The 23,993-nt window shown below is 70.6% G+C and carries 27 protein-coding genes and 1 pseudogene; 14 read left to right on the top strand and 14 right to left on the bottom strand.

All coding sequences use genetic code 11. The annotated features are described in order from the left end of the window. Position 1 precedes the first annotated feature (1 nt). Both AVL59_RS01050 and AVL59_RS01045 read right to left on the bottom strand, forming a co-directional pair. A complete protein-coding gene (locus AVL59_RS01050; protein ID WP_067316743.1) occupies positions 2–1,621 on the bottom strand; it encodes a restriction endonuclease fold toxin-2 domain-containing protein in 1,620 nt (539 codons plus the stop codon). A gap of 745 nt (positions 1,622–2,366) precedes the next feature. Continuing rightward, the gene (locus tag AVL59_RS01045; RefSeq protein ID WP_067299331.1) at positions 2,367–2,645 is read right to left on the bottom strand and encodes a hypothetical protein; all 279 of its coding nucleotides are present in this window, start codon (positions 2,643–2,645) and stop codon (positions 2,367–2,369) included. Between the two features lie 170 nt (positions 2,646–2,815). On the opposite strand from AVL59_RS01045, the gene AVL59_RS01040 reads away from it, so the two are divergent. Continuing rightward, positions 2,816–3,064 (top strand): GntR family transcriptional regulator, encoded by a 249-nt coding sequence (locus AVL59_RS01040; protein WP_245384528.1) that lies wholly within the window; start codon positions 2,816–2,818, stop codon positions 3,062–3,064. 4 nt (positions 3,065–3,068) lie between these two features. Here the strand turns inward: AVL59_RS01040 and AVL59_RS01035 are convergent, their stop codons facing one another. Both AVL59_RS01035 and AVL59_RS01030 read right to left on the bottom strand, forming a co-directional pair. Then, positions 3,069–4,169 carry a methyltransferase domain-containing protein gene (locus AVL59_RS01035; protein WP_067299330.1) on the bottom strand — a complete coding sequence of 367 codons (1,101 nt, stop codon included), beginning with the start codon at positions 4,167–4,169 and terminating at the stop codon, positions 3,069–3,071. Between the two features lie 318 nt (positions 4,170–4,487). Continuing rightward, positions 4,488–5,288, bottom strand: a complete 801-nt coding sequence (locus AVL59_RS01030; protein WP_067299329.1) for a TauD/TfdA family dioxygenase — start codon at positions 5,286–5,288, stop codon at positions 4,488–4,490. A gap of 168 nt (positions 5,289–5,456) precedes the next feature. Here AVL59_RS01030 and AVL59_RS01025 point away from each other — a divergent pair, with 168 nt between their 5' ends. The 3 genes and pseudogenes from AVL59_RS01025 to AVL59_RS56255 all read left to right on the top strand — a co-directional run. Further along, on the top strand, positions 5,457–5,933 hold the full coding sequence (locus AVL59_RS01025) for an NUDIX hydrolase (protein ID WP_067299328.1): 477 nt from the start codon (positions 5,457–5,459) through the stop codon (positions 5,931–5,933). 132 nt (positions 5,934–6,065) lie between these two features. Then, a complete protein-coding gene (locus AVL59_RS53440) occupies positions 6,066–7,136 on the top strand; it encodes a helix-turn-helix domain-containing protein (RefSeq protein WP_208870283.1) in 1,071 nt (356 codons plus the stop codon). Positions 7,137–7,235: 99 nt separating this feature from the next. Continuing rightward, positions 7,236–7,445, top strand: a pseudogene (locus AVL59_RS56255) (AAA family ATPase); the annotation flags it as partial. A gap of 1 nt (position 7,446) precedes the next feature. Here AVL59_RS56255 and AVL59_RS01010 read toward each other — a convergent pair. From AVL59_RS01010 to AVL59_RS50235, 3 genes are all read right to left on the bottom strand, one after another. After that, entirely contained in the window at positions 7,447–8,019 is a 573-nt protein-coding gene (locus AVL59_RS01010; RefSeq protein WP_067299326.1) for a hypothetical protein, read from the bottom strand. Then, on the bottom strand, positions 8,016–8,957 hold the full coding sequence (locus AVL59_RS01005) for a tetratricopeptide repeat protein (protein ID WP_067299325.1): 942 nt from the start codon (positions 8,955–8,957) through the stop codon (positions 8,016–8,018). The genes AVL59_RS01010 and AVL59_RS01005 overlap by 4 nt, the downstream gene beginning before the upstream one ends. A gap of 343 nt (positions 8,958–9,300) precedes the next feature. Next, positions 9,301–9,717: a hypothetical protein gene (locus AVL59_RS50235; protein ID WP_067299324.1), complete on the bottom strand. Its 417-nt coding sequence runs from the start codon at positions 9,715–9,717 to the stop codon at positions 9,301–9,303. 362 nt (positions 9,718–10,079) lie between these two features. Between AVL59_RS50235 and AVL59_RS00995 the strand changes: the two genes are divergently transcribed. Both AVL59_RS00995 and AVL59_RS00990 read left to right on the top strand, forming a co-directional pair. Beyond that, on the top strand, positions 10,080–10,862 hold the full coding sequence (locus AVL59_RS00995; protein ID WP_067316739.1) for an aminotransferase class IV family protein: 783 nt from the start codon (positions 10,080–10,082) through the stop codon (positions 10,860–10,862). 146 nt (positions 10,863–11,008) lie between these two features. Next, complete coding sequence (locus AVL59_RS00990; RefSeq protein WP_067299323.1) at positions 11,009–11,308, top strand: hypothetical protein; 300 nt, start codon at positions 11,009–11,011, stop codon at positions 11,306–11,308. 26 nt (positions 11,309–11,334) lie between these two features. Here the strand turns inward: AVL59_RS00990 and AVL59_RS00985 are convergent, their stop codons facing one another. Continuing rightward, a complete protein-coding gene (locus tag AVL59_RS00985; RefSeq protein WP_067299322.1) occupies positions 11,335–12,447 on the bottom strand; it encodes a sensor histidine kinase in 1,113 nt (370 codons plus the stop codon). A 1-nt stretch (position 12,448) separates the two neighbouring features. Then, entirely contained in the window at positions 12,449–13,207 is a 759-nt protein-coding gene (locus tag AVL59_RS00980) for a response regulator transcription factor (RefSeq protein ID WP_079146464.1), read from the bottom strand. A gap of 105 nt (positions 13,208–13,312) precedes the next feature. On the opposite strand from AVL59_RS00980, the gene AVL59_RS00975 reads away from it, so the two are divergent. The 6 genes from AVL59_RS00975 (at position 13,313) to AVL59_RS00950 (ending at position 18,046) form a co-directional block, all read left to right on the top strand. Continuing rightward, positions 13,313–14,032: a glycosyltransferase family 2 protein gene (locus tag AVL59_RS00975; protein ID WP_067299321.1), complete on the top strand. Its 720-nt coding sequence runs from the start codon at positions 13,313–13,315 to the stop codon at positions 14,030–14,032. Positions 14,033–14,165: 133 nt separating this feature from the next. Continuing rightward, entirely contained in the window at positions 14,166–14,777 is a 612-nt protein-coding gene (locus tag AVL59_RS00970) for a TIGR04282 family arsenosugar biosynthesis glycosyltransferase (protein WP_067299320.1), read from the top strand. A gap of 8 nt (positions 14,778–14,785) precedes the next feature. After that, positions 14,786–15,538 (top strand): class I SAM-dependent methyltransferase, encoded by a 753-nt coding sequence (locus AVL59_RS00965; protein WP_079146463.1) that lies wholly within the window; start codon positions 14,786–14,788, stop codon positions 15,536–15,538. A 271-nt stretch (positions 15,539–15,809) separates the two neighbouring features. Further along, positions 15,810–17,156: a hypothetical protein gene (locus AVL59_RS00960; protein ID WP_067316736.1), complete on the top strand. Its 1,347-nt coding sequence runs from the start codon at positions 15,810–15,812 to the stop codon at positions 17,154–17,156. Positions 17,157–17,192: 36 nt separating this feature from the next. After that, on the top strand, positions 17,193–17,717 hold the full coding sequence (locus tag AVL59_RS00955) for a hypothetical protein (RefSeq protein ID WP_067299318.1): 525 nt from the start codon (positions 17,193–17,195) through the stop codon (positions 17,715–17,717). Then, positions 17,714–18,046, top strand: a complete 333-nt coding sequence (locus tag AVL59_RS00950; protein ID WP_067299317.1) for a winged helix-turn-helix domain-containing protein — start codon at positions 17,714–17,716, stop codon at positions 18,044–18,046. The genes AVL59_RS00955 and AVL59_RS00950 overlap by 4 nt, the downstream gene beginning before the upstream one ends. Before the next feature lie 7 nt (positions 18,047–18,053). Here AVL59_RS00950 and AVL59_RS00945 read toward each other — a convergent pair whose 3' ends face one another. From AVL59_RS00945 to AVL59_RS00935, 3 genes are all read right to left on the bottom strand, one after another. Then, entirely contained in the window at positions 18,054–18,992 is a 939-nt protein-coding gene (locus AVL59_RS00945) for an MIP/aquaporin family protein (RefSeq protein WP_067299316.1), read from the bottom strand. Positions 18,993–19,086: 94 nt separating this feature from the next. Then, positions 19,087–19,752: an SDR family NAD(P)-dependent oxidoreductase gene (locus AVL59_RS00940; protein ID WP_067299315.1), complete on the bottom strand. Its 666-nt coding sequence runs from the start codon at positions 19,750–19,752 to the stop codon at positions 19,087–19,089. A gap of 61 nt (positions 19,753–19,813) precedes the next feature. Next, a complete protein-coding gene (locus AVL59_RS00935) occupies positions 19,814–20,530 on the bottom strand; it encodes a DUF4328 domain-containing protein (RefSeq protein WP_067299314.1) in 717 nt (238 codons plus the stop codon). Between the two features lie 319 nt (positions 20,531–20,849). Here AVL59_RS00935 and AVL59_RS00930 point away from each other — a divergent pair, with 319 nt between their 5' ends. Next, entirely contained in the window at positions 20,850–21,614 is a 765-nt protein-coding gene (locus AVL59_RS00930; RefSeq protein ID WP_067299313.1) for a hypothetical protein, read from the top strand. Between the two features lie 13 nt (positions 21,615–21,627). Here AVL59_RS00930 and AVL59_RS00925 read toward each other — a convergent pair whose 3' ends face one another. Then, positions 21,628–22,563, bottom strand: coding sequence for a LysR family transcriptional regulator (locus AVL59_RS00925; protein ID WP_067299312.1), 936 nt, complete (start codon positions 22,561–22,563; stop codon positions 21,628–21,630). A 124-nt stretch (positions 22,564–22,687) separates the two neighbouring features. On the opposite strand from AVL59_RS00925, the gene AVL59_RS00920 reads away from it, so the two are divergent. Continuing rightward, positions 22,688–23,104: a DUF2871 domain-containing protein gene (locus AVL59_RS00920; RefSeq protein WP_067299311.1), complete on the top strand. Its 417-nt coding sequence runs from the start codon at positions 22,688–22,690 to the stop codon at positions 23,102–23,104. A 4-nt stretch (positions 23,105–23,108) separates the two neighbouring features. Here AVL59_RS00920 and AVL59_RS00915 read toward each other — a convergent pair whose 3' ends face one another. Beyond that, on the bottom strand, positions 23,109–23,795 hold the full coding sequence (locus AVL59_RS00915; RefSeq protein ID WP_067299310.1) for a DUF6445 family protein: 687 nt from the start codon (positions 23,793–23,795) through the stop codon (positions 23,109–23,111). Positions 23,796–23,993 lie beyond the last annotated feature (198 nt).

Here is a 23,993-nt window from a genome sequence, read left to right as displayed (position 1 = left end):
GCTAGGGCACGTATTGGGCGGTCCCTTTGACGCCCTGCTCTGCCATCAGGGTCTGCCAGTAGGCTGCCGCGTCCTTGTCGTTCGTCATGATCTCCAGGCCGCGTATCTCCTTGTGCTTCTTGATCGCGCTGCCGTACTCCTTGAGCTCACCCTCATCGAGGCCTTTGAAGAACGCCTCCTTGTTCCACTTCTTCGTCCCGTCCTTGCGAAAGGTGTCCTCCAGCTGGTTCAACGTCTCCGGCTTACGCCAACAGTCCTTCTCGTTGTTCACGTACTTCGAGTCGATCATGTAGCCGTCCGCAGGACGCATGCCGTCCGCGGCCTTGAACGGTCTCTTGGCCTCAGGACCCAGGGGTATCTTCCGCTCCGGATAGCCAGCCGTCCGCAACTGGTATTCGTTCTCGGGTGTATGTGGATTCGTGGCGTTGCTCCCGAAGCCCTTCGCCTCCAACCCGTCGACGAACTTCTCGAACTCCTTGCGTTCAGCGTCGGTCAGCAGCCGCGTCGTGCCTGCCGCCGGCGGCATAGGGTCCCGGTAAGGGATGCTCGGGTCAGGGTCGACATACGCAGTCGGCACGATGCCCGACATCCCTCCGCGGTAGGAGGCCAGGAGCAAGGGAACCGGCACCGGCACCGGCACCGGGATGAACGGACCGAAGGGAGCTCCCGGACGTTCATCCGAGCCGTGCGGCAGTTTCACCCGCTTCTCTGAGCTGTCGAGGGCGTGTGCCACGTTGCCCAGCTGGTGTATCCAAGGGTCCGAGAGGACCGCATCCTTCAGGCCGCCGTCGTAGCCGTTACCACCGAACATCGGTGAATCCCACGGCATGTCCACGCTGAACGGGTCCACCTGATGCTGCACTATCTTCTGCTTGGCGTCTTCCACGTGATCGGCATAGCGGTCACAGGCCTTGGCCAACTGCCCGCAGGCGGCTACCAGGTTCGCGACCAGAGTCTCGCTCTCATGCGCCTGCTCCGGGGGAGCCGCGAACCCAACGAAGCCGGCGAAGTACTTCCGGAAGGCGTCGGCTGCCTCACCGGAGTGCGCCTTGTCGGCCGTGTGCGCGCACGCCTGTGCGTCCTCAAGGAACCGCACCACCAACTTGGCCGCCTGTCGCCATGCCCCCGCCACGTCGCGCAACTTCTCGGGCGAACCCCGGAAACGATCACTGATGCCGGCGGGCGCGTATTGGTCGTACCAGGCGGTGTCCCCCACGACCTCGGGAAGCTCCTGGCCGAGACCGAGGAAGCTCTCCGTGCAGTCTTCGGCGGGGTTGCCCATGCTCGTCGTCAGATCGATCTGCTGCCCGAGGATTCCTGAGGCAATTTGGCTCTCACGAGCCACGAACTCACGCGCGTTACGCATCAGGCCCTTGCCCGTCTCCCCCATCACATAGGAACTGAAGCCCATCTTGTCGAGCGTCGTGGCCGCCGCCGACTTGTAGACCTGCGCGAAGGCACGCCCCGCCTCGTCGTCGCCCGCCATGCCCTTCTGCCGGTCCAGCTCGTGGAACAGCGCGATGGTGGTGTCGCGAGCGCCGGGCATCACGGACTTGACCATCTCCATGGACGCTCCGATCATGCCGTGCGCCACAACCTTCAAGTCGGGCGGCATCCCCATGCTCATCCCCCTCGTACGTCACCCCATGATCAGCTCATCTGTTCTATCCCATGGGTCTGACGGCGCAGGCGCATGATCGGTGTATCCGCGTCCATACCGTGGTGGCGGCCCCGCCACCCGGGCCTCATAGGCGCGGATCGGATGCGACGGGCCTTCGATCATCGTGCAGTCCTCGACATGGCCCACAGCGGGCTCGGAGCCGCGCAGCGCCTAGTCGGCTTGTTCGAGCGTCCTGTCCGGTGCGCAGAACTCGCACAGGGCGAGGATGCCGAGGGGTTCGCGAAGCCCGAGGCGCGTTAGGGGGCCGCCCGCCCCGTCGCCTGCAGAGCGTGGGCTGGGGGGCGGACAGCCGTCTGTGGGGCCCGATCAGTGGGCCGTACTGGTGCGGCAGCGCGGGCAGCCGCACGGCGGCCACGCGAGGGAATCGGCTACCCGTTCCGGGTCCGGGGTGGCCCGGAACGTGCGCAGCCTCGACCGCGCGGTGCGCTCGCCGCCGGGGCCGACGCGGTAGGTGCGGATCGTCAGGTGGGACGTGCCCGGCTCGGGCGGGCTCCCGGCGTTCAGCGCCCACCCCCTCGGCTCTGCTGGTGGCAAGGGCAGGTGCAGCGTGGCATCAGCACCAGGCCCATGCTGTGCGGTAAGGGCACGTCCTTGGTGCGCAGACAGTCGACGTGCAGGCCCCGGTACTCCGGGCGACGCGCGACCGCGCATTCCGCCGACCGTCCGGCATCCATTGCGGTCTGGCTCAACAGGCCAACCCCTCGGCGCCGATCACGTGCCGGTCCAGGTCGATACCGAAGTCCATCGCGAAGACGTAGGGACGGACCATCACCGTCGCCCGACCGTCGAGGGGCACGTCACGCCCGTACGGGGACCGGTGGGCGGGAAGCGTCGGGGAGGCCGTAGAGGGAACCTCGGGCCATTCGACGGGTACCGGTGTGGGGCGCGCTGCCGCCCGGCGCCTGCCGGTGGCGGGTGCGCACACGCCCAGGACCCACCGTAAGAACGCGTGGATAATGCTCACCGTCAGCAGCTCCTTATTAGCTGGTGGCCACACCCCCGGACGGCTCCCAACCGTCGCGGGGGTCCTCTGTGTCGCCCACGATAGCCAACCTGTATACCCCTGTCTATGCACAGGTGCTCATGTAGGCATCTATGTTCGGGTGTCAGTCCGTGCGTACAGTCCGGGCCGTGATGGAGTTCGACCCCACCCGGCCCAAGTGGGCGCAGATCGCCGATGTCCTTCGCGAGAGGATCACGACCGGCGAGTACGCGCCTCGCACACTGATTTCCGAAGTCCGTCTGGAGCAGGAATTCGGCGTGGCGCGCATTACCGTTCGAAAGGCGACGGCCGCCCTCCGGGAGGACGGCTTGATCATCACCACGCCCGGCATGGGATCGTTCGTAACGGACGCATCCGGGGGAGGCGAGTCCGCCGACTGACGGTCTAGGAGGCGGGCACCAGCCAGCCAGGCTCATCGAGCCATACCCGTTGGCCGTCTCGATCGACGGTCAGCCCGAACCGGTCCCGGGCCGGCCGCCCCTGGGCCAGCCACCACTCCCAGGCGGCCGCTGTCTCGTCCCACAACCGCCGGGGACCGTACTGCTCGACCTCGAACTCCGTACGGCCGGGTACGTACTCCACCGTCGCCCATGAGGTCCGGTCGTCACCGAGGATCCAGTACGTGGCTTCCCTGGAGCCGTCGTCGGCGTGGTGGAGCTTCGGGTAGGCGTCACGGAGCCGGGTGCCGATCGCGAAGAGGGCGTCGGCGTCGTTGTCGATGTCGTGGGGGTCGACGGGGGTGGTTGACTTCACTCCCTCCTGCCGGTGGTACACGTCACCGATGGCCCATTGTCGACCCCGCTGGTTCCGGGCCCACATGAACTCCGGGTAGCCGGTGAACCGCCCTTGCGCCGTACCGTCGGACACGTCCAGGACAGCGAACGAGTACGAATGGAACGACCCGCCCCAGGGGGTGACGATCTTCCCGCCGGGGGTCTGCTCGACCCACGCGTACGGGACCGTACGGACAGTGCAAGTGCAGATGAGCCGGTCCAGCGGAGAGAAGGCCGGAATACCGGCCATGCCGTCGCCGGTGATCACCACCACGGGCAGTCCGGCCGTCTTCAAGTTGGCCCGCGCCTGCTCCGCGACAGCCGGGTCGTACTCAATGGTGACGACGTTCTCGCGGCACAGCCGGTGGGCCATCCATGCCGCGTTCAGGCCCGTACCGGCGCCGACTTCCCCGATCCGGTGCCCGTCGTGGACGTCGAGGAGCGACAGCATTTCGAGCATCATCGACGGCATCGAACTGGATGACGTCGGCCTTCCGGGCCCGCCCTCCTCGCCGTCATCGACCTGCGTGACCACGGGTACGTCGCCGTAGGCGAGCCGCGCCCACTGTGCCGGGTCGGCCTCCTTGTCGCCGCCCTCGAACCGGTCGGGGATGAACAGGCCGCGGTCGACGGACTCAACGGCCTCTCGCCACTCGGGCGGCAGCGCGCCTTTGTCGGTCAGGATCTCGACCAGCCGCTTCTGCAATGTCATCGGCTTCACTTCTTCGGATTGCTGATCGGCTTGGTCCACTGGCCGTCGCTCTCCTTCGGTGACTGCTTCTTGTCGCCGTCGGCGCCGCCTTTGCCGTCTCCGTGCTTGCCCGCCATGAGATTCCTCCTTCGGATCACCCTGACGCTGGTGTGCTGGATTTTCCGCGCCGTCCTGGCAACTACCCGTCCCGGTCCGCCGGTCGCGGCTTAGAGGGGCCCGACGGTTGCGGCTGCGGTGGCGCAGGCGGATTTTTCTCCTTGCTCATGAGAGTTTCCTTGCGGTGTAGATGGGCTGGATTCGGCCGGAGTTGAGGGCCCATCAGACGGCCCCACTCGTCATGGGCAGCACGGAGGCTGTCGGGCAGGGGGTGAAGCCGTTCGGAAGGACGACGTGTGGCGCTCCCAGGGCGCGCAGCAAGCGGCGGTCCCCGGTAAAACGCGTGCGCGCGTGCAGCCAGCGGTGGTTGTCCAGCAGATAGCCCTGTCCGACCTGGAGCGTGAGGCGATGCTGGCTGGCGGCGATGGCGGTGCGGAGAGCTGGCAGGTAGGGCTGGACGAACGGGCTCCAGCGGGCGAGACCGTCCTGGCGCAGCCGTATGGAGATCCGGCCGTCGGCCTCAACGGTGAAGACTTGGGAAGCATGGCCGGTGCCCGTTCCGAAGTAGGCGGTCCGGGGCTGGCTGAATGCGATCGCTGCTGCTCGGTTCTGGCTGGCGAGGCGGGCGTGGATATCGAGTCCGTCGGTGAGGATTGTCTCGCCGCCCGTCGAGGCGGGTTGAAGACAGACCAGGAGAATCAGGCGTGGCGGTTTGGGGGTGCCTGACCTCTCGGTGTGGGCGAGGAGTTCTCCGTTTCCGAGTCCGGCGAAGCCAGTGCAGTGGGCGTGGCCGCCCGTGTCATGGATCAGCGTCAAGCCGTCCGGGGCGCCATGTGGGTGGGGCGTGATCTCCATCGGCTGGGAGGCGGACACCAGGACCGCTTGCCGTGTAGTCAGTCCATTGAGGGTGACGAGGCCGGTGTCCCGAAGCTGTGCGGCGATGGCGTCACTGGCGTGCGGGGCGCGGAGGTTGACGTAGTGGTCAGCGAAGAACCTCTCGGAGCCTGCGGAGGCGTCGAGCATCGCCGTACTCCTTCGATCGGGATCGGTGAGATCAGAGTGGGAAGGCAGGGTGGTCGCGGTAAAGCGACTGATTGTCGACTCGGGCAAAACGGACGCGTGGGCGGTTGGTTGGAGAACGCGTGCTACGTTCCGAAGGCCCGGCTCGCACATCGCAGGACGAGGATCGTCATGACGTACACGCCGCCGCTCTGGCCCGTCTCCGTGAAGGGCGTTGCGCTCGACGCGCATGCTCGCGTCCTACTGCTGCGAAACGAGCGTGACGAGTGGGAACTACCCGGAGGCCGCCTGGAGATCGGCTCGGGAGATGGCGTGCAGCTACCGGACACGAGTCCGGAGCGGGCGCTGGAGCGTGAGATCCAGGAGGAGACCGGTTGGGACGTCGAGGCCGGCCCGCTCATCGACAGTGGTGTGTGGATCTATCAGCCCATCCCCGGGCGACGCGTACTGATCGTGACCTACGGCTGCACCGTGCTGACTCCCGACCGGTCCCCGGTCGTCAGTCATGAACACAAGCAGCTGGGTATGTTCAGCGCGGACGAGGTGCTTGGCCTGAACATGCCGGACGGCTACAAGCAGGCCATCGCCGCCTGGTACGGCCGGGTAAACACCGGGTCGGCGGCCGTGGACGAGTACGAGCGGATGTAGCCGACCGTGGCCGGGGGTGAGGTGGCGACACGAGTGGGTCAGGACCGGCCGCCGCTTGCTCGGCCTTCGACCCGGCACGCCCAGTGGCACTGGGCAACGCCACAGGCCCAGTTGGTCCTGGCTACCAGGGACTTGGCCGACATCATGCGCTTCTACCGCCGCGTGCATGGACTGAACCAGACAGCGCTCGGTGAACTCCTCGGCTACGACAAGACGTACATCTCGGCCCTGGAGCTGGGGAAGCGGTCCCTCGATGACATCGGCTCCCGCCGCCGGATCTGCGAAGCCCTGTGCCTGCCGGCGCATGTTCTCGGTGTCACCGACCCGACCGACACCGACCACCGGGCCATGATCCAGTTCGGCGAGTCGACCGTCCGACTCGCCGAGATCGCCCGCCAGTCTGGGCACGCCTCCGAAGCGGTCTCCGAGTTATTGCCGGTCGTCGCCCGCCTCGAGTCCCTCATCGCGGACGGCCACACCGAGCGCGATGTGGTGCATTTGCTTGGCCGAGCCCGCGTCGGCCTCGGCGTCGCCTTGGGCAACGTACTGCCGGAGGAACGCCTCGCCACTGCCGCGCACTGGACGGCCAAGAGCCTGGAGATCGCAGAGTACTTCGAGGACGCGCGCATGACCTCGTACGTACTGCGCATGCACGGCAACGAGCTACGCAAAGCTAACCTGCGGGGCGCAGCCGTCCAACGACTGTGCCGGGCCGCCGCCACAGCCCCGGACGACACCGCTCGCGCCGCTGCCCTGCCGCTCCTCGCCCGAGCCGCCGGCGCACTGGGCAACGGTGCTCTCTTCGACCGCGTGATGCGAGAGACCGAGGGCCTCCTGGACAGCGTCGACCACACCAGCCTGTTCAACCCCTTCTCCCTGCACGAAATCCGCCTGCGCGGCCTCGTCTCCACAGGCCGCACCAGGGTGGCCATGCAGCTGGTGGAAGACAGCCCGGTGCCCACGACCGTCGTGGCTCCCCAATGGCGCGTGATCGAGCTGGTGACTGTGGCCCACGTCCAGTTGCTCGCCGACGACCGTATGGGTGCCGCCCGGTCGCTGGACATCGCCATCCGCGAGGCGGTGACACAGCGGCTGCCGCACCAGCTGCAGCGCATCACGCGTACGGCGGGGACACGACTGCCCACCCAGCACGCCACAGCCTCCCAGTTCTTGGACCGGATACGAGGCGAGATGGCCGCCTGACCGACATGCACTCTCCCCAGTAGTCGGACGCGCAGCGCAACCGATGACCGCCGTGACGGCGGTCGCTACCACGGTCCGACGCCGGCTCTTCTTTCAACGCTGAAACTGGCCGAACTGCGCGGCACCCTCACCACCGAACAGACGGCCCGCTGGACCGAGCTGAAAACGGCCCAGGCCCGCGCCCTCGCCCTCGCCGGCCCCAAGGACGACCCCCTGACCCGCGCGGTGGCCGCCCCCACCCTGCTCGCCGACCGGGTGGCGGCGGTGGACGCGGCCATCGGCCGGGCGACCGGGCGAGGAGAGCCCTGAGTCACGGAGCAGGAGGCTGCTGCGGTGGCGGTGCCGGATCAGCGGCGTTCACCGCACTGCCCGAGGCTCGTGCCAGGAGCTTCATGTCGTCGGGGTCGCTGCGGTGCAGCACGAAGACCTTCGCGAGTGCGAGCAGGCTCGGGCCGCACAGGATGACGGAGAGCCAAGGCGCTGAACCGACGACGGCGACGCCGGCGCCGAGGAGAGCGATGGAGATGACCGCGCCGACGGTCACGTTCACGACGTGCCGACGATGGCGCAGCTGCTCTATCTGGGCTGCGGCTTCTCGCTCCGCCGCCTCGCGTTCCGCGCACGCCAGCCGCTCGCCCTCGGCCTTTTCCGCCTGGATGCGCTCCTTTTCCAGGTCGTGGCTCAGACGAAGCCTGAGGACGGTCTCCTGCGAGCGCAGAGCCCGCTCGGCCTTGGCAGCGGCGAGTGCGGCCCTGAAGACCTCCGGCGGCGCATCGGCCCACTGCGCGGCAAGCCGATGTGCCTCGGCCGCCAGGAGGTTCTCGATCAGCTCGGATTGCTGCTGTTGTGGGACAGGGAGGGATGCCGCGTCGTCCGTGTTCACTCCTGAGTCCCCCCACCACCACTGTTGACCGGTTCGTAGTGATCTCTGCCTATGGCTTCAGGAGGCGGCCCCAGCCTCAGGAACAGTGCGATGAGATCGGAGTTGACGGCTTCACGCGCCTCTTCGGCGAGGCGCTTGGACTCATCCAGGTCACACGCACCGAGGTGACCCGGAGCGCCCGGACCACACTCTTCGAGTTCGTCCGAGGCATCGTCGAGGATTCCCGCGACACGGGCCGCATGGGCGGCGAAGAGGTCGTCGAGCGAGTGCTCATGGACAGCCGCGTCCGACACCGGCAAGTCGTCGCCCGAAGGAGCCTCGGCCCACTGGTCAAATCCGGCGCAGGGCGTCTCCGGCTTCCGCACAGCGTCCGAGAAGAGGTCTGTGTTGCGGGCGGTCAGCTCTTCCACCAGCAAGCGGGCCGCACCGTAGGCGTCGACACCGCGACGGGCGGCGAGGTGGGCGGTCATGGCCTGGAGCAGCCTGTGGACCTCGGGATCCGCCGCGAAGGAGTCCTGGTCGGCGTCGGGCTCCCCCGGGCCGGGGTCGATGCGGTACCTGGCGGCGAGTTGCCGCAGGTACTGACGCGTGTCGTCGTCGTGGTCGGCCTCGAACAGGGCACGGCTGGCGGTGCGCCAGAGCCGGGGCAGGGCGTCAGGAGCGCCCGGCGGAGCGGAACCGGCATGGCCTTTGTATGCGACGAGGAGCTGTTGCAGGCACTCAAGGGCTTCCGCGTGCCGGCCGGCCGTTTCGAGGGCCTGCGCGAGTTCGGCCAGCGCGCTCATCGTGCCGGGGTGCCCCGGCCCCGTGGTGCCGCGGTACCTGTCGAGGAGGTGCTGCCAGCGTTCGGCGGCTTCGTCGTGGCGGCCGTCGGCGGCGAGCTCACGCGCGAGATGCGCGAGGGCGGCGAGAGTCTGCGGGTGAAAGAGCCCGTACACGCGTTCACTCTTGGATAACGCCCGTCTGGCGCTCTGCACAGCATCCGGCGTCTCGCTCACGCGCTCACCCCCGTCGCCCATCGTGCCGTAGGACGACTTCCAAGTCACGGGATTCGGCAAGGGTGACGTCATATACGGGTGCGGCGCGCTGAAGGGTCCCACGGTCGCCTTTGTCGAGTGCTGTGACCGCAAACCGTCACCGGGGCGAGCGGCGGACGGGGGTGACCCGAAGGCTTCCGGGGCTCGGACCAGGGTCTGTCCGACGGGTCACGCCGTCGGTGTGAGTGTCGGGCCGAGCAGCGACCTTGGGTACGGCGGCGCGCTGGGCTCGTGAGCAGCAGTACTACTCGCCGAGCCCTCTCGCGCGCCCTTGATTCATGCCCCAGTGGTCGATGGGCACGTGGCCGAGCAGGCGGTGTTTGTGCATGTGTGCGTCCCGCTGCCGTACGTACTCGGGGGCTCGCACGTCGGCGGTGGACACGGTGCCTGCGGACACGTGGCCGAGCAGCCGGTGCCTGTACACGGGCACGTCCCGTCGTATGTGCCTGAGGGCTTGCACGTCGGCGGTGGACACGGCGCCGGCGGACACGTGGCCGAGCAGCCGGTGCCTGTACACGGGCACGTCCCGTCGTATGTGCCTGAGGGCTTGCACGTCGGCGGTGGACACGGCTCCGGTGGACACGTGCACGTCCCGTCGTACGCGCCTGAGGGATCGCACGTCGCCGGTGGGCACGTGGTCGAGCAGGCGGTGCCCTGGCACGAGCACGGTCCCTTGCCGTTCGGGGTCTTCGAACCGACCGGCTGGTCTGCGTCTCCCCCGCGAATGAGCTGACTGGTGGCAGGAAGCGCCATCGTCTGGGGATCGGGGCGTGCACTGACGATCGACGATTGCGGGAAGCCGGCAAGGCTGCCGGCTGATGCGGGAACGGCTGTGGCCAGCACGGCGCCCAGTGCGACCGCGATGATCCTGAGTGGGAATAGGGTCATATGAAGATCATTCCCATGCGGCCGAGGGCAGATGAGTGAGAGATGCCAAACCACCCGTCTGGTCCACCGACGGCACGATCGGACCCGAGTAGGCCATCGCCTCCCGACGCGGGGTCCCCTGACATGCTGGACCGCATGGTGACGCTCGACGGACAGCCCGTGACGGCAGCCGAATTGGCGCCCCTGGCCCTGACCAACGTCGGTCACTTCACGTCCATGCGAGTGGGCGAGGACGGCACGATCCGCGGCCTGTCGCTGCACATGGAACGCCTCGTGCGGGACTGCAAGGCGGTGTGGGGCGCGGACCTGGACGCCGCACTGGTGCGGGACCACGTGCGCCAGGGGCTGGAGGGGCAGGACGGGCCCCGCGTCGTCCGCGTGACCGTGTTCGATCCGAAGGTGGAGATCGGGCACCTGACGGAGGCCGGCGAGCCGCACGTCCTGGTGTCCGTGCGCGGTGCCGGCGGGATTCCTCCCGAGCCGCTGCGGGTGATGAGTGTGGCGTACGAGCGTGATCTGCCCGAGGTCAAGCACGTGGGCCTGTTCGGTGCGCTGCGCGCCCGCCGCACGGCCCAGCTCGCCGGATACGGTGACGCGCTGTTCGTCGGTCGCGACGGGCTCGTGAGCGAGGGCGTCACCTGGAACGTCGCCTTCGTCGACGGCGACGGCACCGTGGTGTGGCCGCAGGCCCCCGTGCTGCCCGGCGTCACCATGGCACTGCTCCGGCAGCACGCCCCGCACCGGGTCGCCACCGTGACCCTGGAGCAGGCCAAGGGCATGCGAGCGGCCTTCGCGACCAACACCGGCATCGGTGTCCGGGCCATCGCCGCGATCGACGAGACCGAACTGCCCGTGGACCACCCCGTGTTGCGCCGGCTCGGCGAGACCTACCTGTCGATCCCCGGCGAGTCCCCGTAGGAAGGCGTCACGGAGTTCGCCGGAAGCCCAAGGCAGGCCCCATGGAGGGAATGCGGGACTTCGTGCGGCCCAACCGAGCGTGTCCGCCTCTGCGCGACGTCGGCGATCTTGGTATTTATCAGTGCAAAACGGTCGAAAGGACCACCATGTCACGACGAACCCGCAAGCCGACCCGCGCCCGGATCGCGGCGCTGCTGACCGCACCGGTACTCGGTGTGGGCCTCCTCGCCCCGTCGGCTTTCGCGGACGCGCCGCCGCCCGGCCCGAAGTCCGGCAACAGCGGCGTCCTCAACAGGATCTGCGAGCACGCGCGCGAGGACGACGAGGGGAGCCAGGGCCTGTCCTGCGAGCGGGACATCGCACCGATCGTCTCGCGCTTCCTCGGCCCCGGCATCTCCTGTATGGACCAGTCCGAGACCGCCATCGTCTGCCGCCCGCAGACGTAACCCCTGCCCTCACACCGGACCTTCGCTCACGCCTTCGCCGCCGGCAGCGTCACCTCGAAGCGGCAGCCGCCGGGGATGTTGCGCACGGTGGCCCGGCCCTGGTGGGCCTCGACGATGCCCCGGACGATCGCCAGGCCGAGTCCCGCGCCCGCCGGCGGTGTGCGCGCGTCGGTGCCGCGCCAGCCGGTGTCGAAGACGCGGGGCAGGTCCTCCTCGGGGATGCCGCCGCAGCCGTCCGTCACCGACAGCACCACACCCTCGGGCGCCCGTTCGGCGGCGATCGCGACCGTGCCGTCGGCGGGGGTCCGACGGATGGCGTTGACCAGCAGATTGGCCAGCACCCTGCTCATCTCCTTGCCGTCGACCTCCACCGGCACCCGCTCCACCCCGTCCCCCACCAGCCGTACGCCGTGCTCACGCGCGAGCGGACCGACTCCCGCGAGGGCGTCGCCGACCAGGTCGTAGAGGGAGATGCGGGCCGGGCTCAGCGGGAGCGTCCCGGCGTGGATGCGGGAGAGTTCGAAGAGGTCGCCGACCATGTCGTTGAGGCGTTCCACCTCGGTGCGCATCTGCTTGAGGTAGCGGTCGGGGTCGGCGGCGACACCGTCCTCCAGGGCCTCCGACATCGCGCGCAGCCCGGCGAGCGGGGTGCGCAGGTCGTGCGAGATCCAGGCGACGAGCTCCCTCCGCGACGTCTCCAGGGCCCGCTCGCGCTCCCGGGAGGCCGCCAGCCTGGCGCTGGTGGCGGCCAGCTCCCGGCTCACCGCGTCCAGTTCGGCGGTGGCCGGGGCGGCAGGCGCGGCGAAGGCGCCGCCGTCGCCGAAGTGCCGTGCGGCATCCGCGAGTTCGCGGCTGCGGGCGACGACCCAGCGGCCCAGCAGCAGCGCGGTGACCAGGGAGACCACGGCCGCCATGGCCACGACGGTGGTGACGACCCTCAGGTCGTGGGAGGACAGGAACATCGCCTGGGCCACGGCCATGGTTCCGGCGAGCATCGCGACGACGCCGACGGCGGCCACCACCGCGAGATGCGTGATGAGGGAGCGCCGGCGGACCAGGCGCAGCACGGCCGCTCCGGCGACGCCCGTGGCGGCGGCGCCGAGAAAGGCGTAGAGGGCGATGAGGAGGGTGTCACGCACGTCAGTCATCCGCTTTCCCGTGGTCACCGGTGGGGTCGAAACGGTAGCCGACCCCCCACACCGTCTGGATGAGCCGGGGGCGGGCGGGGTCGTCCTCGACCTTGCCGCGCAGCCGGCGGACATGGACGGTGACGGTGGACAGGTCGCCGAAGTCCCAGCCCCACACCTCCCGCATCAGGTCCTCCCGGCCGAACGCCCGGCCCGGGTGCCGCAGGAAGAAGGCGAGCAGGTCGAACTCGCGCAGGGTGAGAGCGAGATCGGAGCCGTTCTTGGTGGCGCGGCGGGCGCCCGGATCGAGCGTCAGACCGGCCGCGCCGAGCGAGCCGCGCGGCACGGCGGGCCGGGCGCGACGCAGCACGGACTCCACCCGCAGCACCAGTTCGCGCGGGCTGAACGGCTTGGTGACGTAGTCGTCGGCACCCACCTCCAGGCCGAGGATGCGGTCGTCCTCGTCGCCGCGCGCGGTGAGCATGACCACCGGCACCGGGCCGCTCTCGCGCAGCCGCCTGCACACCTCCAGGCCGTCCATGCCGGGCAGCATCAGGTCCAGCACCACCAGGTCGGGCCGGTGCGCGGCGGCCAGGGCGAGAGCCGCCGGACCGTCGGCGGCACGGTCCACGGCGAATCCGGCGCGGTCCAGGTATCCGCTGACGACCTCGGCGACGGTCGGGTCGTCGTCGACGACGAGGATCCGGCCCCGGGTGCCCCGGGGCTGCCCGGTGTCCGGTCCGGCGTGCGGTGATGCGTACGGCTGCTGCATGTCTTCCACCCTGGCACCCCGCCGCCGCCATGGCTCGGCCACCTCTGGGACGTCCGCGTTTCGTAAGGAGCCGATGCCCCCTTTGCCCCGATTCCGCTTCGTAGGGTGAACGCCGTGACGACCACCGCAGCCTCCTTCTCGCACCCTCCCGACGTGGATGTCGTACTGCCCTGCCTGAACGAGGCCGAGGCCCTGCCCTGGGTGCTCGCCCGCATTCCGGCCGGCTGGCGCGCCCTCGTCGTCGACAACGGCTCCACCGACGGCTCCGCCGACGTCGCCCGCGCCCTCGGTGCGACGGTCGTACGCGAACAGCGGCGGGGCTTCGGCGCCGCCTGCCACGCCGGGCTGCTGGCCGCCACCGCCGACGTGGTCTGCTTCTGCGACTGCGACGCCTCCCTCGACCCGGCGCGGCTGGTCCCGTTCGTCCGCGAGATCCGGGACGGTGAGGCCGATCTGGTACTGGGCCGGCGCCGCCCACAGGCCCGCGGGGCGTGGCCGGCCCACGCCCGCGCCGGCAACCTCGCGCTCGCCCGCCTCCTGCGCCGCCGCACCGGGCTGCGCCTGCACGATCTCGGTCCCCTGCGGGCGGCCCGCCGCGCACCCCTGCTGGCCCTCGGCCTCACGGACCGGCGCAGCGGCTACCCCCTGCAGATGGTGGTGCGCGCCGCCGACGCGGGCTGGCGCATCGCCGAGCACGACGTCCCGTACCTGCCCCGCACCGGCACGTCGAAGGTCACGGGGACGTGGCGGGGGACGTGGCAGGCGGTGCGGGACATGAGCCGCGTGCTGAAGGAGCCGCCGCACCTGCGGGCCGGTGGGGGCTGATCGCGCCCGCGCGGCGGAGCCGCAGGTCGATACAGCCCCGCGCCCGTGGGGAGTTGCGGCACCGCCGGCCGCAGACGCTCCGTACGCAGCCGCGCCCAGCCCTAACTCCGGTCACCAGCCAAGGAAGGCCCCCATGACCATCCTCCTCGTCATCGCCAAGGAGCCGAGACCCGGGCGGGTCAAGACGCGGCTCACTCCCCCCTTCTCCCCCGGACAGGCCGCCGCCCTCGCCGAAGCCTCGCTCGTCGACACCCTGCGGGCCGTGGCCGCCACCCCGGCCACGCGCAGGGTCCTCGTGCTGGACGGCCGGCCGGGCCCTTGGCTGCCGCCCGGCTTCGACGTCGTACCGCAGTGCGCGGGCGGCCTCGACGTCCGCCTCGCCGACGCCTTCGCCCACTGCCACGGCCCGGCCCTGCTCATCGGCATGGACACCCCGCAGGTCACCCCGGACCTGCTCACCGTGGACTTCGCGGACTGCGACGCCTGGTTCGGCCCGGCCGAGGACGGCGGCTTCTGGGCGCTGGGCCTGGCCCGGCCCGAGCCCGCGCTGCTGCGGGGCGTACCGATGTCCACGCCGGTGACCGGGGCCGTGCAGCGCGAGCGGCTGGTCGCCGCCGGGCTGCGGGTGCGGGACCTGCCCCGGCTGCGGGACGTGGACACCGCCGCCGACGCCCACGCGGTGGCCGCCCTCGCCCCGCACGGCGGCTTCGCCGCGCGGCTGGCCGACTGCACGGCGGCGCGATGAGCCGCCCGATGACCGTCACCGTCGACCCGCCCGCCTGGGCCGCCTCCGATCCGTACGCCGCCGCCCTGCGCAGCGGCCGCGGCCCGCTGTTCCTGCGTCGCGCCGACGGCTGGCTGCTGCCGCTGGAGGTGGAGCGCTGGTGCGCCGGCGCGGACGCCGTGGACCGGGCGGTGCTGGACCGCTGCGAGGGCGCGGTCCTGGACGTCGGCTGCGGTCCGGGCCGGCTGGTGGCGGAGCTCGCCGCCCGGGGCCGTACCGTCCTCGGTGTCGACGTCAGCGAGGCCGCCGTCACCCGCACCGTCACCGTCGGCGGCCAGGCGCTGCGCCGCTCGGTCTTCGACCCGCTGCCGGGCGAGGGCCGTTGGGGCACCGTCCTGCTCATGGACGGCAACATCGGCATCGGCGGCGATCCCCGCGCGCTCCTGCACCGGATGGGTCAACTGCTGTGCCCCGGCGGTCTGTTGATCGCCGAGACCGCGCCGCTGGACCTCGACGAACGCGCCGAGGTCCAGGTCGTCGACGTCGCCCACGGACGGGCGCGGGCGGGCGAGGCGTTCTCGTGGGCGCGGATCGGCACCCCCGCCCTGCTCCGGATCGCGGACCGGGCCGGATGGCACACGGCCGCTCGGTGGACGGCCGGCGAACGCCATTTCGTCGCCCTGCGCACACGCGGCGCCCGCACCGCGAGCGGCAGCGCCGGGCCGCCGAGGAGCACGGCGGTGATCAGCAGCCGGCGGCCGGGGCAGACGTCCGCGGACTGACCGGTGGCCATGCGGTAGCGCGGGCCCACCAGGTCGAGGACCAGCGGGAACCACACGAGCGGCAGCAGCCCCGACAGCACAGCCGGCACCCGCGCGTACGGCGTCCACGCGCGCCGCCCGGCCGCGTCGAGCGCGAAACACCCGGGAAAGGGTGCGCAACCCATGACGAAACGCTGACGTCAGGCCCGTGCGACGGCCATCGCGGGGCCGTGCGGCCTAGCGTGCCGGTGTGATCCGCTCCCGCCCCGAAGCACCGTACGCCCCGGCCGCCGTGCCGCCCTCCTGCCCCGAGGCGCGCCGCGCCCTGCGCGGCGATCTGTACGCCGCCGCGGCCGCCGCGCTGCTGGTGACGGTGGCCGTACTGGTCGGCCGCCACATCCAGTTCACCCGTCACACCCTGTTCGTGCACTGGCCGCCGGTGTTCGCCGAATGGGACCCGCATGTGGGCCCCGGCACCCCGGCCGCCGTGCTCCTCGCGGCGGCCACCGTGGCGTACGGGCCGCCGCTGGCCGTCCGGCTGCCCTGGCGCGCCCTGCTCCCGGTGTCCTGGGCGGCCTCGACGGCCTGGATCCTCTCCCTCGCCCTCGTCGACGGCTGGCACCGGGGCATCGCGGTCCGCCTCACCACCCGCGAGGAGTACCTCCGGGTGATCGGCCGCTTCCACGACATCCCGGCCACCCTGCGCGACTTCACCCACCACATCGTCAGCGGCACCCCGAGCCCCTGGCCGGCCCATGTCGCCGGTCACCCGCCGGGTGCCACGCTCACCTTCGTGCTCCTGGACCGGATGGGGCTGCGGGGCGGCGGCTGGGCCGGGATGTGGTGCGTCCTCGTCGGCGCGACGGCCTGTGTGGCGGTGCTGGTCGCCGTGCGGGCGCTGGCGGACGAGGCGCTCGCCCGGCGCGCGGCCCCGTTCCTGGTCCTGGCCCCGGCGGCGGTCTGGCTGGGCACGTCGGCCGACGCGTACTTCGCGGCGGTCGCCGCCTGGTCGGTGGCCCTGCTCGCCCTCGCGGTGACCCGCGGCTCGCTGCCGTGGGCGGCCGCCTCCGGACTGCTGTTCGGCCTGACCTGCTATCTGTCGTACGGCCTCACGCTCTTCGCGCTGATCGGCGCGGCGGTGCTGTTCCTGGGCCGGGCCCGGGTGCGCCGGCGCCCGGTGCTGCTGCTCGCCCTGCTCGCCGGACTCGCGGTCGTACCCCTGGCGTTCACGCTCGCGGGGTTCAACTGGTGGACGGCGTACCACCTGCTGGTGACCCGCTACTACCAGGGCGTCGGCGGCACCCGCCCCTACGGCTACTGGGTGTGGGCCAACCTGGCCTGTACGGCGCTGATCACGGGCCTGGCGACGGCGGCCGGCCTGCACCGCGCCACCACCGCCCTCACCCACCGCACCGACCCCGCCCGCACCCGTCTGGCCCTGCTGGTCTGCGCCGCCCTGCTGGCGCTGCTGATCGCCGACCTGTCCGGGATGAGCAAGGCGGAGACCGAGCGGATCTGGCTGCCGTTCGCGATGTGGCTGCTCCCGGCGTGCGCGTACCTGCCCCGTCCCCGGGCCTGGCTCACCGCCCAGGCGGTCCTCGCCCTGCTCCTCAACCACCTGCTGCTCACCGGCTGGTGACACGGAAAGTACTTGCATTCTTGGAAAGTAGTATCCATGATGACGGTGTACGGGCGCGGCATGACCGGCCGCCCCTTCCACACCGGAGGCACACACATGGACAGCACGGGGGCACCGATGGACGCACGGCAGGCGAAGGACGCGCTCACCGCCGCGCAGGCCGCCCAGGCCGCGGCACGCACGGCGAGCGACCGGCGCACCAAGCCCCGGGGCTGGGCCGTCGGCCAGGCCCTGACCTTCGCCGCCGGCTTCACGGCGCTGGGCCTCGCCGAGAACGACCGGCAGTGGGCGACATGGCTGACGACCGGCGCGGTGCTGAGCATCGGCGCCTTCTTCACCCTGATCTGGCTCGGCGCGCACCACGGCGGGGTGACGCGCTGGTTCACGCCGAGCCGCGAGACCGGCCGCTGGGGCTGGCGGGCCTGGCTGCCCGTCACCGTCGCGATCGCCGTGAGCATGCTCGCCGCGATCCCCTACGGCACGACCGGCTGGATGGTGGCCTTCGGCCTGGCCGGCGGTCTGGAGCACCTGCTGCGCGCGACCGGGGTGACCTCCGCATGAGCGAGACGCCTCAGCCCCCGGCCCTGGACCGCGAACTCCACCACCCCACCCGGCTGGCACTGGCCGCCTACCTCTCGGCGTGCGGCGAGGCGGAGTTCGCCGTGCTGCGGGACTACTGCCAGGTGTCCGACTCGACGATGAGCAAGACGCTCTCCGCCCTGGAGAAGACGGGCTACGTCAGCGTCCGCAAAGGCTACTTCGGCAAGCGCCCGCGCACCTGGGCCGCTCTCACGCTCACCGGCCGCAGGGCCGTCGAGCGCCATCTGGCGGCCCTGGAGGAGATCGCGTCGGCGGCCCGCAGGGCGGGGACGGAGACGGACAACCCCTAGCCCGTCGCTACTCCTCCTCCACGCCCCGCGTACGGCCGGGCTCGGGCAGCTCGGCCATCTGCTGGCGCACGACCAGCACATCACCGATGAACAGGTCGTACACCAGGATCCCGATCACGGCGCCGACCAGCGGCCCGACGATCGGGATCCACCAGAAGCCGCTGTACGAGCCGGACACGGCGCCCGGGAAGGCCAGGCTCTGCCATCCCGCCGCATAGGTGAACAGCCGCGGCCCCAAGTCACGGGCCGGGTTGATGGCGTACCCCGCGTTGGCGCCGTAGGACATGCCGATGGCGGCGACCGCGAAGCCCACCATCAACGGGCCGAGGTTGGCCTTCACGGCCTGGTTGCGCAGGTCGACGATGGCAGCGATGAACATGAGCAGGAAGGCCGTGCCGACGATCTGGTCGATCAGCGGGCCCCAGATGCCGCCGTGGAAGTAGGGGGCCGGGAAGGTCGCGAAAATGGAGAACGTGGCGTTGGTGTGCCCGTTCACCTTCGGCCCCGGCGCGGCGTGGTCGTAGGCGCTGATCGCGTCGTGGTAGACGAGGTAGACCAGCGCGGCCCCGGTGAGCGCGCCGGCGACCTGCGAGAACCAGAACGGCACGACCTTGGCCCAGGAGAACCCGCGGCGCACGGCCATCGCCAGCGTCACCGCCGGGTTGATGTGGGCACCGCTGACGCCGCCGGCCACATACACGCCGAAGACGACGGCGAACGCCCAGCCCCAGGTGATCAGCAGCCAGTCGCCGGCCGCGAGGAAGATCGTCGTCGGGGTTGCCGCACGGCCCGAACCGGGCAGCGCGGCGACCGCCATCGCGACCACGCCGCAGCCGAAGGAGATGAGGACGAAGGTCCCGAGGAACTCCGCCACGCACTCGCCCAGCAGCCCGCCACGGCTCCTGAGCCGGGAGGGCTTGATGAGCGACGGTATTTCGACAGCCATGGAGGCCCCCTTGAAGAGAGCAATGCGGCCAATAGCACCATATTGGCCTACAAACGCTCTTCACGCAGGGCGACGCGATCTCCGCCGTGCCCGGTCAGCTGTCCAGGTCGTCGGCGTAGTGCCGGAACCCGTGCCGGTCGCGGTGCATGCCCCACAGGGTGTCCGCGAGCACGGCGGGGTCCTTGCGCACGTGCCCGGGGGTGATGGCTCCCGGAATCACCAGCTGCGCGACATGGATCCCCTCGCGGGTGAGCCGGTCGTGCAGCAGGTGCCCGTAGGCGCTCTCCGCGGCGAAGGCGATGGAGGTGCCGGCCCGCTCCGGATGCGGTACGGCGGCGCTCCCGCCGTTCACGAACAGGATGGTCCCGCGGCCCAGCGCCCGCATGCCCGGCAGCACCTGCTGCACCGCCGCGACCGGCCCGTACACCGAGAACTCGATCGGCCCGAGCAGGTCCCGGTACCGGGTCTCCAGCACGGGCCGCATGAAGTCCCGGTGCGGAACCGGGCTGTACTGCAGCACCTCGATGGTGCCGAGCGCGCCGACGGCGGCGGCCAGGGCGGCCACCAGTTCCTCCGGCTTGCGCACGTCGGCGGGGAACCCGCGCGCGGTGACGCCGTCGGCCGCGAGTTCCTCGACGAGATCGTCCAGCCGCCGCCGGTCCCGGGCGACGAGGGCGACATCGAACCCCTCCCGTCCGAACCGCCGGGCGACCGCTGCCCCGAGCCCGGGCCCGGCGCCGATGATGGCGATGGTGGTCATGGGGAAATCCTTTCCCGGACCGCCGGGCACCACCACCCGCACGGCGCGCGGCGGCCCGCTCTCAGCCCTCGCCGGCCGCGGCCTCCGTGGTCACGGCACCCCGCCCCCGCGCGATCCGCTCCAGCTGTACGGCGGTGACGGCCCGTACGGCGAACGCGCCGGCCACGGCCGCGCCGACGACGGCGGCGTCGGACAGGAGCAGCGGCCACACCTCGTCGTAGGCCCGCGCGATGATCTCGTCGGTGGAGTCGCGGTAGACGATCCCGACCCCGCTGAGCATCCCGGTCAGCCAGCAGCCCCACCACACGTTGACCGAGACGGGCAGCTTCCGCCCGGGTGCCGTGGTCCGGTACGCGTCGGCGACGATCCCCCGCGGGAACCACAGGTTCGCGATGGGCACGATCCAGCCGAAGCAGACCCAGATCCCGGCGTACTTCGGCGTCTGCCCCGACAGCGCACGCGCGTTGTCCCGCACCCGCCAGAGCCAGGCGAGGAAGAGCAGCGCGCACAGGAAGGCGACACCGCCCCCGAGGGAGGTGACGAGGTGGTACGAGTCCTCCAGCCCGTTGAGCGGCCGGTGCACCCCGTTCCCCTGGTCCGGCGGCCCCGAGGCGGGCTCACCCGCCACGGCCAGCCGGATCTCCCACACACCCCGCACGACCCAGGCGAGTGCCGCGAGCAGCAGGGCCCCGATGGTCAGGCCCTGCGACACCCGGACGGGCAGCGGATCGAGGGACGCAGCGGGCTGGGCGGCGGGCTCGGCTATCTGATCGTTCACCGGTTCATCCTGACGCACGGCGATCGCCGATCACCAGGGACACGCCACCCGTGAGAAGGGGTACGCAGCGGTTGGACCGGCCGACTCCACGGCTTTGCGCACCCACTTCGGCGCGTATCTCGAAGATCGCGGCCCGAATCGGGCACCAACGGGCGGGCCCATCACCAAGGAAACGTATCGTCCAACAACTTCATCAAGCGTTGCTAGCTGCTACTGCCAGGAAATGAAAGGCAGGTGAATTACCCATTCCCCTCCTCCCCCGACCGGCCTCATGTAACAGTCCTCCGGACGTGGAAAACCAGAATCCACTGGAGGGGACATGGCGAGTGACGCCGCTCTGGAGCACGCTCAAGCCATACTCGACCGATTCACCAGGGGCGACGAAGACCCCCGCCGGACGCGTATCGACCTCCTTCAAGTCGCCCACTGTTTGGCGCGCGCTTCCCGGCAGGATGCGGAGCTCCGCGAGCTGCTCGGGTACGTGCGCGAATGGAGCGGGCGTCAAGCCGTCTCGGCCGATGATCTGGACGAGGCGTGCAAGGGCGGCTATCCGATCGTGCAAGCCATGCCGGGGCCGATCGGATGGGCCTACGCCACCGCCCGGCTGATCGGCCATGGGGCGCTTCGCGCGGAGGGGATGTCCGAAAGGCTGGAACAGGCGGTCCAGGATTCCTCTGGGCTGTCCGAGCGGGTAAGGGGCGCACTCGAGCGCTCGGAGTCGGACCTCTTCTCGGCGTTGGTGGCGCTGGCGGGACAGCGAGCGGACGAGTCCGACCTCTTTCGAAGCCGAATCATCGCCGCGGCCAAAGACGCGCACAGGCTCTTCAGCGATGACGAGTTGCCCAGGCCCATCGAATTCAGGCGCCCTCGGCCCGCGACACCCGATTGGCCTCCCCTGCGCCTTGGAATCACTCCCATAGGAGGAAGCCGGTTCGACGAGGACCCGGACGGCGACTGGGGTGACGGCGGCGGAGGCGGAGGATCCATCAGTTGCAGCATCAACAGCGGTCAATCCGCTGGAGAAAACGCCGCCTGTGTCGCGGTCATCGTCGTCGTGGTCATCGTGATACTCGCGTCCAAGTGAGTGACAGCGGCAGTCACGCCCCATCGGCACCCGAGGCCGGCGCCGGCAACGCGCACCAGCAGTCTTCGCCGGTAGTCGGCGGCGCGTCGGAGAGTGCCTGCGTGAAGGAGCGGACGAGCGGGCTCTCCGCGGCCGTGCGCCAGACCGGGGCCCATCGGGCGGGCGGGGCGTCGACGATCGGGACGAAGGCGAGGTTGGGCCACGGGTAGAAGTCCGCTATGTCGCCCGACACCGAGGCGACGGCCTGCCCGGTGGCCACGGCGGTGAGGGCCTCCTGCCACGTGGATATCTGCGGGCCGCGCGGGACGGGGCGACCGGAGGGAGTGCGGAAGGGGTTGAGGGCCTCCTCCATGTAGGCGGGCAGCGAGCGACTGGCCACGAACACGCAGTCGGCGAGGTCCTCCAGGCGGACGGCGTCCCGCCGGGCGTACGGGTGAGACGCTCCCGTCATGAGCAGCGTCCGCGAGGTGTGGATGACCGGGCCCACGGTGAGGTCCGGTTCCTCGACCGGCAGCCAGAGCACGGCGATGTCGACGTCGCCGGAGCGGAGCAGGTCCAGCGGGGCGGGCGGCTGGATCTCACGGAAGCGCACCTGGACCGCCGGGAGGCGGGTCCGCAGAAGCGCCACGGCATCGGACAGCATCCAGGAGTGGGGGCCGATGGTGCCGACCGTCAGGGTGCCGGTCCCACGGGCGGCGGTCCTCGCCGCGGCGACGCCGTCCATGATCTGCCGGTAGCCGGCGCCGAGTTCGCGTCGCAGCTGCTCGCCGAGCGGAGTGAGCCGCACCGCACGGCTGGTGCGTTCGAACAGGAGGCCGCCGATCAGCCGCTCCTGCTTCTTGATCGACTGGCTGACCCGGGCCTGGGTGACATGAAGCCGGTGCGCGGTGCGGCTGAAGTGCAGCTCCTCGGCGAGAGTCAGGAAGGTCTCGATGTCGCGGAGCTCCACGCGCGCCTCTTCCGACCCATTAGCCGACGGTTATGACTCGTTATCGGGTTCATCGTTGATGCCCGAACGGGCCGCGCGCAAGGTGGGGGGCGACACCGACGCGACTTCACGGGGGAAATCGCCGATGCGGAAGATCCTCAACACCGCCCACATCTACATGATCATCGGGCTGGTCAGCGGTCTGTACTACCGCGAACTCACCAAGGCCGAGGACTTCGACGGCACCACCCAGCTCGCCGTCGTGCACACCCATGTGCTGGCGCTCGGCATGCTGTTCTTCCTCGTCGTCCTGGCGCTGGAAAAGCAGTTCACGCTGACCGACCACCGGTTGTTCGGCTGGTTCTTCTGGATCTACAACGCCGGTCTGGCGGTGACCGTCGCCATGATGACCCTGCACGGAACCCTGACGGTGCTCGGGCACGACGGCGGGGCGGCCGTCGCCGGCATCGCCGGTCTGGGCCATGTCCTGCTGACCGTGGGCCTGGTGCTCCTCTTCGTCACCCTGGGCAAGTGCCTGCCGGCCGCCTCCCGGAAGGCCTAGCGGCTCAGGCCATCCAGAAGAACACCGCCGTCATGCGCTTCTCCTCCAGCTCCTTGCCGACGTACCCGGTCGCGCTGTGCACGAGGTTGGCGTTGTAGAGGAGGAGGCGGTTGTACTTGTGGGGGACGCGGACGTCCTCCTCGAAGGCGTCCGGGGCGACGAAGCGGGTGCCGAGGGCCTCGACGAGGTTGTTGTGCGGGGCCTGGACGACGTTGCCGCCGAGTCGGCCGCCGGGCAGGGACTGGCGGAAGAAGCTGGTGCCGCAGTCCTTGGGTACGCGCGGGTTGAGGTACAGCACGGCCGCGTACCGGCACAGCGCGCGGGAGTCGGTGTGCGGGCGGGGCTCGCTCTCGCCCTCGCCGACCACCTGGACGCAGTTGTGGTTGAGGGTGCCGCCGCCGGGCGCCTGCTGCACCCACAGCTCCTTCGCCCCGGTCGCCTTCTTCACCAGCCCCTCGATACGGCCGAGTTCACCGGGCTCCAGACCGGGCATGGCACGCAGCCCCGGCCAGGTCTCGGAGGTGTACGGATAGCCCTCGACCCAGTCGTCCTTGGCCAGACACCGCTCGCGCACGGCGTCGACGTCGGGCAGGACATCGTCCAGCACCCAGTAGTCGCGGCCCTTGGTGGGCTTGCGGTAGGGCAGGACGGGAAGCGCGGCGGGCATTCTGGGGGGTGGCTGTGGGGGCATGCGGCGAATGTAGGCCCGCGTTTCCCCTGCCTTCTCCCGAGGAATGGTCAACCTTTCGCCAACTGCGGGCCGGGGAGCGGGCGGTGAAACCGCACACGGGCGGCCCCCCGGCCACCGGTGCCGGAAGATTTTTTACCGACACCACCGATACGAATCGCCTCCGCATCCGTACTGCCCTGTGTCCCCACCGCCTCCAGG

Source organism: Streptomyces griseochromogenes, from assembly GCF_001542625.1.
Lineage (GTDB): Bacteria > Actinomycetota > Actinomycetes > Streptomycetales > Streptomycetaceae > Streptomyces > Streptomyces griseochromogenes.
Note: the sequence above shows the minus strand (reverse complement) of the source record. Positions and strands in the feature narration are given on the sequence as shown.